Genomic DNA, 16,677 nt, shown 5'->3' with positions numbered 1-16,677 from the left:
CCCCCTCCAGCGAAGAGACACGAGTGGTCGCCGGTCGCTACCGGCTGCGTTCGGTGCTCGGCTCCGGGTCGATGGGCACCGTGTGGTCGGCCTACGACGAGTTCCTGCACCGGCAGGTGGCCGTCAAGGAGATGAAGGTGCCGCCGGGCATCCCGGCGGCGCAAGCGGACGAGCTGCGGGAGCGCACGCTGCGTGAAGCCCGCGCCATCGCCGTCCTCTCCCACCCGAACGTGATCATCCTGCACGACGTCGCCCGCGAGGACGACCAGCCGTTCGTGGTGATGGAGCTGCTGCCGTCGCGCAGCCTGGCGCACATCCTGCGCGACCACGGGCCGCTGACCGTCGGGCAGGCCGCCGCGGTCGGCATCGCCGTCGCGTCCGCGCTGGAGGCCGCGCACGCCGCCGGGATCACCCACCGTGACGTCAAGCCGGGCAACGTCCTGGTGGCCAGCGACGGCCGGATCAAGCTGACCGACTTCGGCATCGCCCGCAACGTCTCCGAGGCGACCATGACCCGCACCGGGATCATGCTCGGCTCGCCCGCCTACATCGCGCCGGAAGTGGCCTCCGGCGGCGCCGTCACGCCGGCCGCGGACCTCTGGGGCCTCGGCGCGACGCTGTTCGCCGCGGTCGAAGGCGCGCCGCCGTACGACGCCGACGGCGACCCGCTGGAGACGGTCGGCAAGGTCGTCAACGGGAAGGTGCCGAAGCCGAAGGCCGGCCCGCTCGCCGACGTCATCAGCGCCCTCATGACGAAGGAGCCGGGGCGGCGGATCACGCTGCGGGACGTCCGGCACCGGCTGTACCCGCTGCAGACGAAGACGCCGCTCGACCTGTTCGGGCCCGAGCTGTTCCACACCCCGGACGGCAAGAAGACCTCCGCGCAGCCGGACGCGACCGACACGCAGGTGATCAAGACCGTCCTGCCCGAGAAGGCCAAGGCGGAGAAGAAGGCCGAGGCGTCGAGCAGCGAGCTCGCCGCCGACCCCGGCCCGCTGCCGTTCCTGCGCCCGCCCGCCCCCGCGCCGTCGGCGGGCCCCACCTCGGGTGCGCCGACGATGTTCGTCGCACCGCCTCCGCCGCGGCCGGCGCGGCGCAGCTCCACGGCCACCGCGGTGCTCGTCGCGGTGGCGATCCTGCTCTTCCTGCTCGCCGCGGGTGGCGGGTTCGCGCTGGCCAGGACGGTCGGCGGCCAGTCGCTGCTGCCTCCGGCCGCCGCGCCGCGGAGCCCGTCGAACGGCCCGACCGACGTGCCGCCGCCGACGCTGGTCCAGCAGTCCGGCGACGCGAGCTTCGCGACCGGCAACGGCGGGCAGTTCGGCCTCCAGGTGCCGGAGGGCTGGCAGAAGTTCGTCGCCCCGCACACGACGACGAAGTTCGGGGCGAGCACGGCGGTCCAGTACGTCTCCCCCGACGGCCGCCGGTCGCTGCGGGTCGAGCGGCTGGTGAAGTACTTCACCCAGTTCCCCGACGACGTCGAATACATCAACTGGCTGAAGACGTCCTACCAGGGCAACGGGTTCCAGCTCTTCAACCCGTCGCCGTTGGCGGACAAAAAGGGCACGACGCTGACGTACCGCGTGACCGAGGGCGGCAACCTCCCCGACCGCGACGGGGCCGGCGGCACCCGGGTGACGTTCATGAACCTGATCCAGGCGGGCACGAGCCTGTGGATCCTCTCGGTCACCGTGCCGGCCGAACAGGAGAACTCGGGCCGCGAGGACGTCTTCAACCGCGTCGCCCCCACCCTCAGCGTCTCGGACTAACCGCCGAGGACCTTGCGGGACACCTGTTCCTGGGCGAGGTGGCGCAGGCCGGCGAAGATCCGGTCGCCGAGCACGGTCGCGACCAGGCCGGCCTCGATGATCTCGTCGAACGACGTCAGGCCGTTCACCACCTCGACGTCGAGTTCCGCGACGCGCATCGCCAGGACGGCGTACTCCTCGAGCCGTTCGATCAGCTTCGCCTGCCCGAGCTCCTTGGCCGTGGCCAGCGCGGCGACGAGGTTGGCCATCGCGCGGTGCTCAGGGGAGTGCACCTTCCAGCCGCGGCGGTCCATGAGGCCCGCCAGCAGGCCGGCCGCCCACTCGGCGGCCTCCTCGGACACCTGGGGCGCGGGCCCGGCCAGCTCCTCCTGGACGACGCCCATGGTCCGGTGCGGGGTCCGGTCGCCGTCGATCGCGCTCAGCACGACGCCGACCGAGGCCAGCGACAGCCCGCCGACTTCGGTGAGCGCCTTGATCAGCCGCAGCCGCCGGACGTGCGCCGCGGAGTACCGCGCCTGGTTCGGGCTGGTGCGCTCACCGGGCGGGAGCAGGCCCTCGCGCAGGTAGAACTTGACGGTCGCGACCGGCACCCCGGACTCGGCGCTCAGCTCGGCCATCCGCATGCGTTTCCGCTCCGATCCCGGGGTCCGTCTCGGGGACAACCCTGAAGACTTCTCAGTATGGATAGTTTAACTTTCCAAAACGGAGAGTTTGACTATCCGTTCTGGGAGGAACCATGACCATCCTTGCCGATCTCCGGAGCAGAACGCACACGTGGCACCGGCCGTCCGCGCTCGCGGCCGCCGCACTGGGGGTGGTCGCGGTGCTGTGCGTCGCCGCCATGCTCCTCGACCAGCGGACGCTGGCGGGTGCGCCGATCTGGGCGAAGCCGTTCAAGTTCGCGGTGTCCGGCGCGCTCTACTTCGCCACCTGGAGCTGGCTCGTCTCGCTGCTGCCGCGGTTCCGGCGCACGGCGGCCTGGCTGACGAACCTCCTGGTCCTCATCTTCGCCGCCGAGTACGTCCTGCTGGTGTTCCAGGCGGCCCGCGGCCGCGCGAGCCACTTCAACAACGCGACACCGCAGGACGCGCTGATCTACGACGTCATGGGCAAGATGATCATGGGACTCTGGGCCGCCACGCTCGCGCTGACGGTCCTGGTGATGTTCACGAAGGTGCCCGACCGGGCGAGCTCCCTGGCCGTGCGCGCCGGCGCCGTGCTCTCCCTGGTGGGGATCTCGCTGGGCATCCTGATGACGAGTCCGACCGCGCGGCAGCTCGCGCAGTGGAAGGCCCACGGACGGCCGGACATGGTGGGCGCGCACACCGTCGGACTCGAAGACGGCGGCCCCGGCCTGCCGATCCTCGGCTGGAGCACGGTGGCGGGCGACCTGCGGATCCCGCACTTCGCCGGGATGCACGCGCTGCAGGCCCTGCCGCTGCTCGCCATCGCGCTGGCGGCGCTGGCCGGGCGGTTCCCGCGGCTGCGCGACGACGTCGTCCGCGCCCGGCTCGTCCTGGTCGGCGCGGCCGGGTACGCGGGGCTGGTCGCGCTGCTCACGTGGCAGGCGCTGCGGGCGCAGTCGATCGTGCACCCGGACGCGACGACACTGGGGGCCTTCGCGCTGCTGGTCGCGGCGGTCGGGCTGAGTGCACTGGCCGTCGTCCGCGCGCCGGGACGGAAGGCGGTTCGATGACGCTGTTCACCTGGGCGTTCCCCCTGGCGGCGCCGTTCTGGGCGCTGCTGATCCTGGCCCCGAAGTGGCGGTGGACGGCGCGGATCATGGCGTCACCGTGGGTGCCGCTGCTGCCGCTGGTGTGCTACTTCGGGCTGGTGCTGCCGCACTTCGGCGCGTGGGGGCGGGCGATGCTGCAGCCCGACCTCGGCGTCCTGCAGACGCTGCTGGCCACGCCGTGGGGCGCCGGGCTCGTCTGGGCGCACCTCATCGCGTTCGACCTGTTCATCGCCCGCTGGATGTACTTCGAGGCGCGCGACCGGGAGATCTCGCCGTGGCTCGTCAGCCCGATCCTGGTGCTGACGATCTTCCTCTCGCCGTTCGGCCTGGTCGTGTTCCTCGTGGTGCGGGCCGTCCGGATACGCTCGCTCGCATGACTGAACAAGAAGCCGCGAGCGCCATCGCCAAGCGCACCGGCGTGGACGCGCACGACATCGCGGTGGTCCTGGGCTCGGGCTGGCGCCCGGCGGCGGACGTCATCGGGGAGTGCGAGACGGAGATCCCGTTCGCCGAACTGCCCGGTTTCACCACGCCCGGCGCGGTGGGCCACGGCGGCACCATCCGCTCGCTGCGGGTCGGCGGCAAGAACGTCCTGGTAATGCTGGGCCGGACGCACTTCTACGAGGGCAAGGGCATCGACCCGGTGGTGCACAACGTGCGCACCGCGGCGGCGGCCGGCGTCCGGTCGGTGCTGCTGACGAACGCGGCGGGCGGCCTGCGCGAGGGCTTCCAGGTGGGTCAGCCGGTGCTGATTTCCGACCACTTGAACCTGACCGCGCGCTCGCCGATCGTCGGCGCGAACTTCGTCGACCTGACGGACCTGTACTCGAAGCGGCTGCGGGACATCGCCCGCGAGATCGACCCGTCGCTCGAAGAAGGCGTCTACGCGGGCCTGACCGGGCCGCACTTCGAGACGCCGGCGGAAATCCGGATGCTGCGCACCCTCGGCGCGGACCTGGTCGGCATGTCGACGGTGCTGGAGGCGATCGCCGCCCGCGCGGCCGGCGTCGAGGTCTTCGGCCTGTCCCTGGTGACGAACCTGGCCGCGGGCATGACCGGCGAGCCGCTGAACCACGAAGAAGTCCTGGAGGCCGGTCGCGCGGCCGCGACCAAGATGGGCTCGCTCCTGCGGGAACTGCTCACCCGCGCCTGACCTCGTGTCGTCCCCTCAATCACGCGTGTCGACTCGTCAATCACGCGTGTCGACCCTTCGTGCACCGGAGCGGTGTGCGGAAACCGCCGACACGCGTGATCAGGAGGTCGACACGCGTGATCAGAGGGTCGACACGATGTCAGACCAGGGTCGGGAGCTCGGCGGCGACCTCGGCCGGGGACGGCATGGCCGCGACCTCCGCGGCCAGGGTCCGGGCCGCGTCGCGGACCGCGGAGTCCGTGAGCAGGTGACGCGCTTTCGCCGCCACGGCTTCGGCGGTGACCTCGGCGCCGAGCAGGCGGTCGCCCACGCCGGCCGCCAGCACCGCCTCCGCGTTGGTGAACTGGTCCGCGCCCTGCGGCAGCAGCAGCTGGGGCAGGCCCGCGCCGAACACGCCGAGCGTCGTGCCGCTGCCACCGTGGTGGACCACCAGGTCGACGTGCGGGAGCAGCGCCGCCTGCGGGACCCACGCCTCGAGCCGGACGTTCGCCGGGACTTCGCCCAGCGCGTTCTCGGGCAGCGACGGGCCGGTGGCGACCAGCACGTCGACGTCCAAACCGGACAGTCCGGCGATCGCCTCGGTGAGCACGCCCGCGTGCCCCATCGCCGTGCCCAGCGTCAGGTAGACCAGCGGACGCCGCTTGTCCAGCACGCCCGGCGGCAGCTCGCCCGGCTCGCTCCAGCCGACCGGGCGCAGCGGCACCCGGTGGGTGCGCGCCAGGAAACCGGGGTCCTGCACCGACTCCGGGCAGATGTCGACGAACGGGCCGCCGAAGGCCAGGTCCTCGCCGATCTCGATGCCCAGCTCGGCGCCGTGCTCGAGGATCGCGTCCCGGATCTTCGTGGTCATCGGGTCGCCGGTCGACACGCGGCCGAAACCGTGCGCCACCACCGGGAGCCCGGCCTTCAGCGCGGCGAACGCCCCGCCCGAATTGCCCACCTCGCTGACCACCAGGTCGGGCCGGACGTGCTCGAACAGCGGCAGCAGATCGGCGAAGAACCGCTTCGGCATCAGCTCGCCGAAGACCTTCGCGACGACCGGGAACAACACCTCCCGCGGGATGTCCCCCGGCGGGCCGGGCGGCCCCGCTTCGCCGAAGGTTTCGCCGAACGCCTGCCCGAACGCGTCCTTGATGGCGAGCCCGGCGGCCGCCGTCTCGAGCCCGGCTTTCGTCAGCTGTGGCAGGAAGTCTTCCGAGGTGGCGAAGACGACGTCGTGGCCCGCGTCGCGCGCGGCGACCGCCAGCGGGACGAGCGGGAAGGTGTGACCGAAGGACCCCAGTGAGGTGAACAGTAAGCGCACCTACCCGACCATAGCCCGTAGGCTGGCGCGGTGACATCGGATTCCACCCTGCGTGACGCCGCTTCCCGCTGGATCGCCGCCGATCCGGACCCCGCCACCCGTGCCGAACTCGAGGCCGTGCTGGCCCGGGCGGACGGCGGCGAACCCGGTGCCGCCGAAGACCTGGCCGACCGGCTGGCCGGCCCGCTGGAGTTCGGCACGGCCGGCCTGCGCGGCCCGGTGCGCGCCGGGCCGAACGGGATGAACGTCGCCGTCGTCACCCGGACGACGGCCGGGGTCGCGGAGTGGCTGAAGGCGCACGGGCACGCCGGCGCGCTCGTCGTCGTGGGCCGCGACGCGCGCCACGGCTCGGAAGCCTTCGCGACGGCCGCCGCCGACGTGCTGACCGCGGCCGGCTTCGACGTCAAGGTGTTCCCCCGCCCGCTGCCGACGCCGGTGCTCGCGTTCGCCGTCGGCCGGCTCGGCGCGGTGGCCGGGATCCAGATCACCGCGTCGCACAATCCCCCGGCGGACAACGGGTACAAGCTCTACGACGCGACCGGCGGCCAGATCGTCCCGCCGTCCGACGGCGAGATCGAGCGCGCCATCGAGGCCGCGCCGGCCGCCGCCGACGTGCCGCGGGCGTCCGGCGCCGAGGTCGCCGACCTGCTGGACCGCTACCTCGACGAGGTCGCGACGCTGCCGCTGGGCCACGAACGCGCGGTGCGGGTCGCCGCGACGGCGTTGCACGGCGTCGGCGCCGACACGCTGCGCGCGGCGTTCGAGCGGGCCGGGTTCACCGACCTGCACCTGGTCGGCGCCCAGGCCGCGCCGGACCCGGACTTCCCGACCGTGTCGTTCCCGAACCCCGAAGAGCCGGGCGCGACGGACCTGCTGCTGGCGCTGGCGTCCGATGTGGACGCCGACCTGGCCGTCGCGCTCGACCCGGACGCCGACCGGTGCGCGCTCGGCGTGCGCGAGCGCGACGGGCGGTGGCGCATGCTGCGCGGCGACGAGACCGGCGTGCTGCTCGGCTCGTACGTCTTGTCCACAGTGGACCGCACGGTCCTGCCGGACCCGCTGGTGGCGACCACGATCGTGTCGTCGTCGATGCTCGGCGAGATCGCCAAGGCCGAAGGCGCCCGCTACGCCGAGACGCTGACCGGCTTCAAATGGCTGGTCCGGGCCGGCGAGGGCCTGGTGTTCGCCTACGAAGAGGCGCTCGGGCTGTGCGTGAACCCGGGCTTCGTGCGCGACAAGGACGGCATCGCCGCCGCGACGCTGGCGGCCGGGCTCGCCGCGCGGCTGAAGGCGCAGGGCCGCACGCCGCTGGACGTGCTCGACGAGCTGGCGCGGCGCCACGGCGTCCACCTGACCGACCAGGTTTCGCTCCGGGTCACCGATCTCGCGGTCCGCGGCCGGCTGATGGCGAAGGTGCGGGAGACGCCGCCGTCCCGGCTCGGCGGCGTCGAAGCCGGCCTCGAAGACCTGCTGCCGGACGCCGACGTGGTGCGGCTGACCGGCGACGGCGTCCGCGTGGTCGTGCGGCCGTCCGGGACCGAACCGAAGCTGAAGGCGTACCTGCAGGTGGTGGCGCCGGTGACGGACGAACTGGCCGACGCCCGCGACGCGGCACAGGAGCAGCTGACGGCGCTGCGCGCGGACGTCGAGGAACTGCTCGCCTGATGCCGAGGCTGCTGATCGTCCACCACACGCCGTCCCCGGCGACGCAGGCGCTGTTCGAAGCGGTCGTGGCCGGGGCTGCGCACCCGGACATCGAAGGGGTGGAGGTGGTCCGCCGCGCGGCGCTGGCGGCCACGGTCCCCGACGTCCTCGAGGCGGACGGCTACCTGCTGGGCACGCCGGCGAACCTCGGCAGCATGAGCGGCGGGCTCAAGCACTTCTTCGACACGATCTACTACCCGTGCCTGGACGAGACGCGCGGTCGCCCGTTCGGGTACTGGATTCACGGCAACAGCGACACTTCGGGCACTGAACGGCAACTGCTGGCCATCACGACGGGCCTGTCCTGGACCAAAGTGGCGGAACCCGTCGTCACGACGGGCGATCCGGGCAAAACCACCCTGGAAGCGTGCACCGAATTGGGTGCGACGCTGGCCGCGACCCTGATGTCCGGAAATTAAAGGGGCCTGTCACCGGAAGCCCTGGGGGTCGACCTCCGGCAACAGGCCGTGACCAAGGGTTCGCCCGAGGGCGATCAACCTTGGTCCTGTGAAGCGTACTACACAGGACCGATCATGACGAGTCGAAGGCGCGACAACCTCTCGCCTGAGCCGTTCCGTGCACCCCCAGGGCACGGAGGACCAGGCGAGAGGCGAGCCAACTGTAAACCACTGCATACGACAGCTGTCAACATGTGCGTACAGTGGTTTCCGGCTAGAATTTCCGCGGCTGGATTCCCAGGGGGTGGAGATGGCACCGGAACGCACCTTCGCGGAGCGCCTGAGCGCCCTGATCGAGGCCGCCCGGGTCGACGGGCGCGCACCGCACAGCTACCGGGAGATCTCGGCCGCCGTCGAGCGAGCGGGCGGCCCGGCCATGTCGCCCGCCTACCTGCAGCAGCTCGCGACGGGCAAGCGGGTCAACCCGAAGATCCACTACGTCGAGGCGCTGGCGAAGCTGTTCGGGGTGCCGGTGACGTACTTCTTCGACGAAGAGGCGGCCGCGGCACCCGCCGGTGAGGCGCAGCTGATGGCCATGCGCGCCCAGGAGCTGTCCCCGCAGGGCCGCCGTCAGGTGATGGACCTGCTGGAGCTCGTCGAGCGCTACGAGCGGGCCGAACGAGAGGGCCGGAACCCGGAAGACAGCGCGGGCCGGGACCCGGGAAGCACGGCCCGATGAAGGAGCGCGAGCTGCGCCGGCGCTGCCGGAAGCTGCTCAAGGAGCTGGACATCGAGCCGCCGCTGGACGTCGAGGTGCTGTGCGCGCGGCTGGGCGAGCGGCGCGGGAAGCCGATCCGGCTGCTGGCGTACCCGCTCGAAGTGCCGGGCCCGTTCGGCTGCTGGATCGCGACGTCGTCCGCCGACTACATCTTCTACCAGGCCGAAACGACGAAATCGCACCAGGACCACATCATCCTGCACGAGCTCGGGCACATGCTGGCCGACCACCACCCGCACGGCGACGCCGAGCCGGCGGACTTCCTGCGCGGCCCCGCTCCGGATCTCGACCCGGATGCCGTCCACCGCGCCCTGCGCCGCTCGTCCTACGATGACGCGCACGAGTGGGAAGCCGAAACGGTCGCGACGATCATCCTCGAATGGGCGTCGGTCCTGAACTACACGATCCCCAGGCGCGCCGCGGACCGGGATCTCCGCCGGATCCAGGGGGCGCTCGGCGATCACCAAGGGTGGTTGTGAGCACACTTCTCAGCCCCGTCAACCTGATCGCGCTGGTGCTGTTCGCCGCCGCGCTCGCGTGGCGGATCTACCAGGTGACCCGCGCACCGACCGTGCCGAACTGGGCCGTCACCGCGTGCGTGGCCGGGTTCGCGGCGGCGTTCCTGCTGCAGCAGACCGTGATCTCCGACGAGGTCGACGCGCTGTTCGGCCGCGGCGCGGCGCGGGTGGCGAACAACGCCCTGCTGGCGTGCGGCCTCTGCGCGCTGGTGATCTTCTTCCTCGGCTCGGCGCTGGGTCCCCGCCGGTACCGGCGGGTGGCGGCGGAGCTGGTGCCGCCGGCGGCGGCGATCGCGTTGATGGTCGTCGCGATGGCCTTGACTCCGCCGGAGCTGCGGGGCCTGCCGCTGGGGCCGTCGACGATCCACGACAGCGGGGTCGCGGTCTTCTACCTCGGCGCCGGGCTGTACCTGATCTACGGCCTCGTCGCCTGCACCGCCTGGATCGTGCGGTACCAGCGGGTGGCCGACCGGGACCTGCGGATCGGGCTGCGGCTGGGCGCGATCGGGATGGCCAGTGCGGCGGCCGGCAGCGTCTTCCGGGCGCTGTACATCGTGGTGGCGTGGGCGTTCGGGCCCGTCGTCAAGATCCTGCTGCTGCTCGGCGTGCCGTTCGTGATCGCCGGCGGGATGCTGTTCCTCGCCGGCGTGACCTACCCGGGGGTGCGGGCGCGGGTTTCGGCGCTGCGGCGCCGCCGTCGGCACCGGCGGGAGCACGAGGCGCTGGCTCCCTTGTGGACGGTCCTGGTCGAGGCGTTCCCCAGCATCGTGCTGCGGACCCCGCCGCGCCGCGGCGACCGGCTGTCCCCGCGCGGCACCCACCGCGGGCACTACCGCCGGGTGATCGAGATCCGCGACGGACTGGTGCAGCTGTCGCCGTACCTGGGGGCGGACTTCGGCGAGGTCGTGGCCACCGATCCCGCCGCCGCGGCGGCCTCGTTGCGGGCGGCGCTGCGGCGGCACGCGGACGGCGAGGCCAGCGACGGCCGCGCCAAGCAGGTCCTGCCCGCCGGGGCGGACGACCTCGAATCCGACGTCCGGCCGCTGCTCGCGCTGTCGGCCGCGATGACGAACGGGAAGTGACGTGGACACCCTGATCACCGCCGGCCGGGTGCTGCCCCGGCCGGCCACGCCGGTCGACGACGGTGCCGTGCTGGTGCGCGACGGCGTCATCGTCGCGGCGGGCCCGCGCGCGGACGTCGTCGCGCAGGCCGCGCCGGACGCGTCCCGGCACGACTTCCCGACCGGGACCGCCCTCGCCGGGCTGTGCAACGTCCACGTGCACCTGGCGTTCGACGCGTCCCGCGAGATGCCGGCCCACTTCTCGGAAAGCGAAGACCTGCTGGAGGGCGCGCGCTCGCGGCTCACGGCGATGCTGCGCAGCGGCGTCACGACCGTGCGGGACCTCGGCGACCGCGGGCACCTCGGCGCGGCCGTCCGGCGCTCGTTCGAGGGTTCCCCGGCGCCGCGGCTGCTGGTGTCGGGGCCGCCGATCACCGTGCCGGGCGGGCATTGTCACTTTTTCGGCGGTGAAACGGCTTCGGACGGCGAAATCCGCGCCCTGATCGACGCGAACGCGGCGGCGGGTGCGGACGTGATCAAGGTGATGGCCAGCGGCGGCCAGATCACCGAGGGCGGCGCGGACATGTGGGAGTCGCAGTTCGACGCCCGGCAGCTGCGCGTGGTCACCGAGCACGCGGCGCGCCACGGGCTGCCGGTGGCCGCGCACGCCCACGGCGCCGACGCGATCGAAGCCGCGGTCCAGGCCGGGGTGTCGACGGTCGAGCACTGCAGCTTCATGACCGGGCCTCGCTCCTTCGACCGGCGCTCGCACGTGGCGAAGCGGATGGTCGCGGAGGGCATCTCGGCGTGCTCGACGAGCAGCCGCAACTGGCGGACGATCGTCGAGCGGCTCGGCGAGGACCTCGGGCTGGCGGTCTACGGGCGGCTGCCGTGGCTCGAGGAGCAGGGCGTCCGACTGCTCGCCGGGACGGACGCGGGACTGGCCGGCTCGGTGTTCGACGACCCGGCGGGCGCGCTGGAGCTGTACGAATGGCTCGGCTTCTCCCGGCGCCGGATCCTGGAGATCGCGACCGAGGACAGCGCGGCCGGGCTCGGCCTCGGCGACGTGACCGGACGGCTCGAAGCCGGGCTCGCGGCAGACGTCCTGGTCGTCGAAGGCGACCCGCTGAAAACGCTGGCCGCGCTCCGGAACCCGCTGCTGGTGCTGACCCAGGGCCGTCCCGCCTAGTTCCCCCATCGGGGAATGACCTGTTTGGTGACAGCGTTTTAAAACAGTGTTACTGTTGCGCCACCCCACCTCGAAGGAGCTTCCCGATGCACGGACCGACCCAGCTGTTCACGGTGATCGCGCTGGTCTCGCTGCCGACCGTGATGTACGGCGGCTACGCGCTGATGGGCGTCATGCGCGACCGCAAGCTCACCGAACACCAGCGCGCGATGTTCCGCGCCGGCCACGCCCACGCCGGCGTCCTGCTGATCCTCGCCCTGGTCGCGCTGCAGATCCTCAGCCGCACCACGCTGTCCGACACGACGTTGTGGATCGGCTGCTTCCTGCTGCTGTTCGGGATCCTCGCCCAATCGGGTGGCTTCTTCTTCCACCTGATCCCGGGCCGGGGCAAGCTCGGCGGCCGCGTGACGTCCGCCGGTGCGCTGCTCCTGGCGGCGGCCACACTGCTCACCGCGTACGGGGTCGCCTTCGCCTGAGCACCGGTCGTTAAGCTGATGACGTGCCTGAATACCTGCCGACCGCGCCCTACAAGGGGACCCGGGACTTCCTGCCCGCCGAAATGTCCGTGCGTACCCAGGTGTTCGGTCATCTCTACGACGTCCTCGAGCGCCGCGGCTTCCTCCGCTACGACGGCCCGATCCTCGAATCGGCCGAGATCTACGAGCGGAAGTCCGGCCAGGAGCTCGCCGACAAGCAGCTGTACACGCTGACCGACAAGGGCGGGCGGCGGCTCGCGCTGCGGCCGGAGATGACGCCGTCGGTGGCGCGGATGATCGCCGGGAGCGCGAAGTCGCTGTCGTTCCCGGTCCGCTGGTACAGCCACCCGAACTGCCACCGGTACGAGGCACCGCAGCGCGGCCGCGTCCGCGAGCACTGGCAGATCAACGCGGACATCTTCGGCTCGGACAGCGCCAACTGCGAGATCGAGATCTTCGAGCTGGTGCACGACATGATGGCCGCGCTGGGCGCGACGCCGGACATGTTCGTGCTGCGCGTCAACGACCGGAACCTGCTGACCTCGGCGCTCACCGACGTCGCCGGCGTGTCGGCGGACCACCTGTCCCAGGTGTTCGCGCTGGTCGACCGGTGGGAGAAGTACCCGCGCGAGAAGCTGGCCGAGAGCGCCGGTGAAATCGGGCTCTCGGACAAGCAGTTCGAGAAGCTCGCCGAGACGCTCGACGCGGGCGAGGCGCTGCTCGACGAGCTGCCGGCCGAGGTGCGGGCGGAGTCGAACCTGGTCCGCGTCCTGAACAGCAGCGCGGGTTCGCTGGTGAAGTACGAGCCGATCATCGTGCGCGGGCTGGCGTACTACACGTCGACCGTGTTCGAGGTCTTCGACACCTCGCCGGAAAACCGCCGCGCGCTCTTCGGCGGCGGGCGCTACAGCGACCTCGCGTCGATGTTCACCCCGCAGCAGATCCCGGGCATCGGGTTCGGCATGGGCGACGTGACGCTGATCGACTTCCTCGACACGCACGGCCTGACCCCGGCCCCGCGCAGCGAGGTCGACGTCATGGTGATCCCGGTGACCGAGGACCTCGCGGACGCGGCCCGGTCGGTGGCGGGTTCGCTGCGCCAGGCCGGCCTGCGGACGTCGACGCCGATCGAGCACCGCAAGCTGGGCAAGGAGCTGACCCGCGCGGACAAGGCGGGCGCGGTCGCGGTGGTGATCGTCGGCCAGGAGGACTGGGCCGCGGGGAACGTCACGGTCCGCAGCCTGGCGACGCGGGAGCAGAACCCGGTCGCGGTCGCCGACGCCCCGGCGGCGGTGCGGGCGCTGCTGGCGTAATCGGTTCGACTCCTCTCCGGCGTCCGGGCATCCTGGGCGCCGGAGGGGGTGGACCGATGATCGTTTTCGAGGACGTGCGGCAGTGGGCCGAGTTCGAGTGGGCCGTCCGCCGAGCGTCGTGGTATTACGGTGAAAGACGGCTCAGCCGTCGGCCTTCACGGGAAGAACTGGCCGAAACCGCGTGCGGCCGCAACGGGTATTTGCGCGAGGCCGCTGTCGAGCGGCTGGCGGTGAGCACCGATCCCGAAGCACTGCCGCTGCTCCTGCTCCGGTGTGTCGACTGGGTGCGGCCGGTCCGGGAGCTCGCACGGTCGATCGTTCTGTCCAAACTGGACGACTCCACGCTACGGGCGATGCTGCCGCTGATCGGCATCCTGCGAAGACGTCAGGTCGACGACTGGATGACCTCGCTGTTGCGCGAAGCCCTGCCGAGCGTGCTCGACGACGCGTTGGCGCTCGAGGACCGGGAAACCCGGCGCTGGGTGCACGCGGAGGCGATCGGTCTCCTGTCGCGCGAACGGCTGCTCGACATCGCGGTGCGGGACCACGACTTCGTGGTCCGCGCGATGTGCGGCACCGTGCTGCTCGACCGCGGCGAGTGCGTCGGGGAACTGCTGGCGGCCGGGGCGCCGAAGGTCCGGATGCGGGCGTTGACCATGCTCGGGCCCGACGCCCCCGTGGCCCACCTGGCGGACCGGTCCTCGGCGGTCCGGTCGATGGCGCAGGCGCTGGTCCTGAAGGCGGGCGGCGACCCGGCGGCGCACTACCGGGCGCTGCCGGCGTCGTTCGGCGCGCTCGCGGGGCTCGGCGAAACGGGGACCGCCGACGACGCGCCGGTCCTGGAGCGTCACCTCGCCGACGACCGGCCCCGGATCCGCCGGGCAGCGGTGCGCGGCCTGCGCCGGATCGCGCCGGAGTCGCCGGCGGTGCGGGCGTTGCTGACCGACCCGTCGCCGGCCGTGACCCGGCAGGTGGTGGAGTTCCTGCGCGGCAAGCCGGCCCTGGTCGACGTCCCCACGCTGCAGGACCTCCTGGCCCCGGCCCACCCGGTCCACACGCGCCGGGCGGCCGCGGCCCTGCTCCGCGACCGCGACACCTGGCGGCGCCTGCACGCGGACCTCACCCTGCTGCCCGACCCGGACCTGGCCGCCGACGCCCACCAGGACCTCCACGCCTGGCTGGCGCACTCGGCGGACACCTACACGACCCCGTCCCCCGCCCTGGCCGCCGAGATCGACGCGGCCTGCACGACCCTCGACCCGGCCTTGGCCCGCCAAATCCGCTTCGCCCTCCCGGGCCGGCGTGCAGGAAGGGTCGACACGCGTGATTGAGCGGTCGACACGCGTGATTGAAGGGTCGACACGGCGGAACCGGGCGTGCCTTGCCGTGTCGTCGCTCCAATCACGCGTGTCGACCCTCGAAGCACGCGTGTCGGCTGCCTGATCACGAGGGGTCGGCGCGAAGGAGGCGGAGGGTGAAGGTGGCTCCGGCTCCGGGGCGGGCCGCGGCCGCGATGGTTCCGCCGTGGCCCGTCACGACTTCGCGGACCAGGGCCAGGCCGAGGCCGAAGCGGCGTCCGTCGCCGTCGGAGCCGCGGGCGAAGCGCTCGAAGATGCGGTCCGCGTCGGTGGCCGGGAAGCCCGCTCCCGTGTCGCGGACCCGCAGCTCCACGTGCCGCTCGTCGGGGACGCCGAGCCACACCTCGATCGAGCCGCCCGGCGGGGTGTGGCCGAGTGCGTTGTCCAGCAACGCCGACAGCACGCGGCGCAACGCCGTCGGCACGCCCTGGACGACGTACGGCCGCCGCTCGCGCGTCACCGCCAGGCGAACCTGGCCCTCGGAGGCGCGGACCGCTTCGGCCGCGACCGCCTCCTCGGCCAGCACCCCCAGCTCGACCAGCTCCAGCGACGGCCGTTCGCCGCACGCCTGCGCGGACAGCAGCAGGTCCTCGACGACCTCGCCGAGTTCCCGCGTGCCGCGCACCAGCTGGTCGAGGTCCGCCGCGTCACGCCCGGACGACCGCCGGGCGAGCAGCTGCGCGCGCGTGTGCAGCCGGGTCAGCGGGGCCCGCAGCTCGTGGGACGCGTCCGCGACGAACGTCCGCTGCCGCCGCAAGGCGTCCTCCAGCGGCCGGATCGCCCGGCGGGCCAGCACCCGCCCGCACCCCAGAGCCGCCAGCAGCGCGAGCACCTCGGCGACGCCGAGCCCCAGCACCAGTGACGCGCGGTCCTCGATCTGGTACCGCTCCTCGAAGAACGCCTGGGAGACAACGCCGCCGTGGTTCTCCACCCGGATCGTGTGCGTCATCCCGCCGATCGACCGCCGCTCGGTGTAGACGTCGCCGGGCGACGGCACGAACGCGGCCAGCTCCGGGATCGGCATTCCGGGCGGCGGCGGTCCCGCGGGCGTGTGCGCCCCCGGCGTGAACAGCCAGACGCAGCCCGGCGGGGTCGCGCCGGGACCGAGCTGGATCGTCCTGGCCAGCAGCCGGTCGGCGTCGGCGTGCTGGCCGGACAGCAGGATCCCGTACGCGATCGCGCCCGCGACGGCCACGAGCAGCGACACCACCACGGCGATCTGCGCGGTGATCACCCACCGCGCCCGCCGCAGGGCCCGTTCCTCGGAGCCGGGACTCATACCACGCCGATCTGGTACCCCAGGCCGTGCACGGTCCGCACGACGTCCCGGCCGAGCTTGCGCCGCAGGTAGTACACGTAAGTATCCACAATGGACTCACCGGTCGAATCGGCGAACACGCGCGTGCGCAGCGCCGCCCGCGGGTGGATCGCCTTGGGCCGCTGCGCCAGCGTCCGCAGCAGCTCGAACTCCCGCCCCGAAAGCGTGATCCGCTCACCGCGCGGCAGCACGACTTCGTGGCGCTGCAGGTCGAGGGCCGCCGTGCCGAGGGGCAGGCACTCGGCGCCTTCGAGGTCACGCCGGCCCAGCGCGCGCAGCCGCGCCAGCAGCTCCTCGGCCTCGAACGGCTTGACGAGGTAGTCGTCCGCGCCGGCGTCGAGGCCCGCCACGCGGTCGGCCACCTCGCCCAGCGCCGAGAGCACCAGGACCCGCGTGGTCACCGCCCGGGCCCGCAGCCGCCGCAGCAGTTCGAGCCCGTCGAGCACCGGGAGCCGCCGGTCGATGACCATCACGTCGTAGTGCCCGGTGAGCCCGAGGTGCAGGCCCCGCTGGCCGTCGTGCGCCGCTTCGGTTTCGTAGCCCTCGTCCGCGAGCAGCTCGCCCAGCATGCCCGCCAGTTCCCGGTCGTCTTCGACCAGCAGCACTC

Annotated in this window: 17 protein-coding genes; 13 read left to right on the top strand and 4 right to left on the bottom strand. The window is 72.5% G+C overall.

The genetic code is table 11. The annotated features are described in order from the left end of the window. The first annotated feature begins 23 nt into the window (after positions 1–23). Positions 24–1,766 carry a serine/threonine-protein kinase gene (locus ISP_RS04620; RefSeq protein WP_013222824.1) on the top strand — a complete coding sequence of 581 codons (1,743 nt, stop codon included), beginning with the start codon at positions 24–26 and terminating at the stop codon, positions 1,764–1,766. Here ISP_RS04620 and ISP_RS04615 read toward each other — a convergent pair. After that, positions 1,763–2,383, bottom strand: coding sequence for a MerR family transcriptional regulator (locus ISP_RS04615; protein WP_230468708.1), 621 nt, complete (start codon positions 2,381–2,383; stop codon positions 1,763–1,765). The two genes, ISP_RS04620 and ISP_RS04615, sit on opposite strands and share 4 nt — an antisense overlap. 119 nt (positions 2,384–2,502) lie before the next feature. Here ISP_RS04615 and ISP_RS04610 point away from each other — a divergent pair, with 119 nt between their 5' ends. From ISP_RS04610 to ISP_RS04600, 3 genes are read left to right on the top strand one after another with little or no spacing between them, the layout of a single operon-like run. After that, complete coding sequence (locus ISP_RS04610) at positions 2,503–3,462, top strand: hypothetical protein (protein WP_013222822.1); 960 nt, start codon at positions 2,503–2,505, stop codon at positions 3,460–3,462. After that, a complete protein-coding gene (locus ISP_RS04605; protein WP_013222821.1) occupies positions 3,459–3,878 on the top strand; it encodes an ABA4-like family protein in 420 nt (139 codons plus the stop codon). Before ISP_RS04610 ends, ISP_RS04605 begins: the two co-directional genes overlap by 4 nt. Beyond that, complete coding sequence (locus ISP_RS04600; protein WP_013222820.1) at positions 3,875–4,654, top strand: purine-nucleoside phosphorylase; 780 nt, start codon at positions 3,875–3,877, stop codon at positions 4,652–4,654. The genes ISP_RS04605 and ISP_RS04600 overlap by 4 nt, the downstream gene beginning before the upstream one ends. 139 nt (positions 4,655–4,793) lie before the next feature. Here the strand turns inward: ISP_RS04600 and ISP_RS04595 are convergent, their stop codons facing one another. Continuing rightward, complete coding sequence (locus ISP_RS04595) at positions 4,794–5,957, bottom strand: nucleotide disphospho-sugar-binding domain-containing protein (RefSeq protein ID WP_013222819.1); 1,164 nt, start codon at positions 5,955–5,957, stop codon at positions 4,794–4,796. Positions 5,958–5,987: 30 nt separating this feature from the next. On the opposite strand from ISP_RS04595, the gene ISP_RS04590 reads away from it, so the two are divergent. The 9 genes from ISP_RS04590 to ISP_RS04550 all read left to right on the top strand — a co-directional run bounded on the left by ISP_RS04590 (position 5,988) and on the right by ISP_RS04550 (position 14,725). Then, positions 5,988–7,622, top strand: a complete 1,635-nt coding sequence (locus tag ISP_RS04590; RefSeq protein WP_013222818.1) for a phospho-sugar mutase — start codon at positions 5,988–5,990, stop codon at positions 7,620–7,622. Beyond that, positions 7,622–8,080, top strand: coding sequence for a flavodoxin family protein (locus ISP_RS04585; protein ID WP_013222817.1), 459 nt, complete (start codon positions 7,622–7,624; stop codon positions 8,078–8,080). Before ISP_RS04590 ends, ISP_RS04585 begins: the two co-directional genes overlap by 1 nt. Positions 8,081–8,369: 289 nt before the next feature. Further along, a complete protein-coding gene (locus ISP_RS04580; protein WP_014466609.1) occupies positions 8,370–8,798 on the top strand; it encodes a helix-turn-helix transcriptional regulator in 429 nt (142 codons plus the stop codon). Beyond that, positions 8,795–9,316: a hypothetical protein gene (locus tag ISP_RS04575; RefSeq protein WP_013222815.1), complete on the top strand. Its 522-nt coding sequence runs from the start codon at positions 8,795–8,797 to the stop codon at positions 9,314–9,316. The genes ISP_RS04580 and ISP_RS04575 overlap by 4 nt, the downstream gene beginning before the upstream one ends. Continuing rightward, a complete protein-coding gene (locus ISP_RS04570; RefSeq protein WP_013222814.1) occupies positions 9,313–10,437 on the top strand; it encodes an MAB_1171c family putative transporter in 1,125 nt (374 codons plus the stop codon). The genes ISP_RS04575 and ISP_RS04570 overlap by 4 nt, the downstream gene beginning before the upstream one ends. 1 nt (position 10,438) lies before the next feature. Continuing rightward, the gene (locus ISP_RS04565; RefSeq protein WP_013222813.1) at positions 10,439–11,605 is read left to right on the top strand and encodes an amidohydrolase family protein; all 1,167 of its coding nucleotides are present in this window, start codon (positions 10,439–10,441) and stop codon (positions 11,603–11,605) included. Between the two features lie 86 nt (positions 11,606–11,691). Next, positions 11,692–12,081 carry a hypothetical protein gene (locus tag ISP_RS04560; RefSeq protein ID WP_013222812.1) on the top strand — a complete coding sequence of 130 codons (390 nt, stop codon included), beginning with the start codon at positions 11,692–11,694 and terminating at the stop codon, positions 12,079–12,081. Between the two features lie 23 nt (positions 12,082–12,104). Beyond that, positions 12,105–13,394, top strand: a complete 1,290-nt coding sequence (gene hisS, locus ISP_RS04555; protein ID WP_013222811.1) for a histidine--tRNA ligase — start codon at positions 12,105–12,107, stop codon at positions 13,392–13,394. Positions 13,395–13,450: 56 nt separating this feature from the next. Beyond that, positions 13,451–14,725: a HEAT repeat domain-containing protein gene (locus ISP_RS04550; RefSeq protein WP_013222810.1), complete on the top strand. Its 1,275-nt coding sequence runs from the start codon at positions 13,451–13,453 to the stop codon at positions 14,723–14,725. Between the two features lie 112 nt (positions 14,726–14,837). Here ISP_RS04550 and ISP_RS04545 read toward each other — a convergent pair whose 3' ends face one another. Together ISP_RS04545 and ISP_RS04540 are read right to left on the bottom strand one after the other, a co-directional pair. Beyond that, a complete protein-coding gene (locus ISP_RS04545; RefSeq protein WP_013222809.1) occupies positions 14,838–16,031 on the bottom strand; it encodes a sensor histidine kinase in 1,194 nt (397 codons plus the stop codon). Further along, on the bottom strand, positions 16,028–16,675 hold the full coding sequence (locus tag ISP_RS04540; RefSeq protein ID WP_013222808.1) for a response regulator transcription factor: 648 nt from the start codon (positions 16,673–16,675) through the stop codon (positions 16,028–16,030). Before ISP_RS04540 ends, ISP_RS04545 begins: the two co-directional genes overlap by 4 nt. Positions 16,676–16,677 lie beyond the last annotated feature (2 nt).

The organism is Amycolatopsis mediterranei, assembly GCF_026017845.1.
Classification (GTDB): Bacteria; Actinomycetota; Actinomycetes; order Mycobacteriales; family Pseudonocardiaceae; genus Amycolatopsis; species Amycolatopsis mediterranei.
Note: the sequence above shows the minus strand (reverse complement) of the source record. Positions and strands in the feature narration are given on the sequence as shown.

Bases quoted from the DNA above. Each gene is read 5' to 3' on its own strand.
- ISP_RS04615 (WP_230468708.1), bottom strand. From the start codon at position 2,383: ATGGCCGAGCTGAGCGCCGAGTCCGGGGTGCCGGTCGCGACCGTCAAG.
- ISP_RS04610 (WP_013222822.1), top strand. From the start codon at position 2,503: ATGACCATCCTTGCCGATCTCCGGAGCAGAACGCACACGTGGCACCGG.
- ISP_RS04605 (WP_013222821.1), top strand. From the start codon at position 3,459: ATGACGCTGTTCACCTGGGCGTTCCCCCTGGCGGCGCCGTTCTGGGCG.
- ISP_RS04600 (WP_013222820.1), top strand. From the start codon at position 3,875: ATGACTGAACAAGAAGCCGCGAGCGCCATCGCCAAGCGCACCGGCGTG.
- ISP_RS04585 (WP_013222817.1), top strand. From the start codon at position 7,622: ATGCCGAGGCTGCTGATCGTCCACCACACGCCGTCCCCGGCGACGCAG.
- ISP_RS04580 (WP_014466609.1), top strand. From the start codon at position 8,370: ATGGCACCGGAACGCACCTTCGCGGAGCGCCTGAGCGCCCTGATCGAG.
- ISP_RS04575 (WP_013222815.1), top strand. From the start codon at position 8,795: ATGAAGGAGCGCGAGCTGCGCCGGCGCTGCCGGAAGCTGCTCAAGGAG.
- ISP_RS04560 (WP_013222812.1), top strand. From the start codon at position 11,692: ATGCACGGACCGACCCAGCTGTTCACGGTGATCGCGCTGGTCTCGCTG.
- ISP_RS04550 (WP_013222810.1), top strand. From the start codon at position 13,451: ATGATCGTTTTCGAGGACGTGCGGCAGTGGGCCGAGTTCGAGTGGGCC.
- ISP_RS04545 (WP_013222809.1), bottom strand. From the start codon at position 16,031: ATGAGTCCCGGCTCCGAGGAACGGGCCCTGCGGCGGGCGCGGTGGGTG.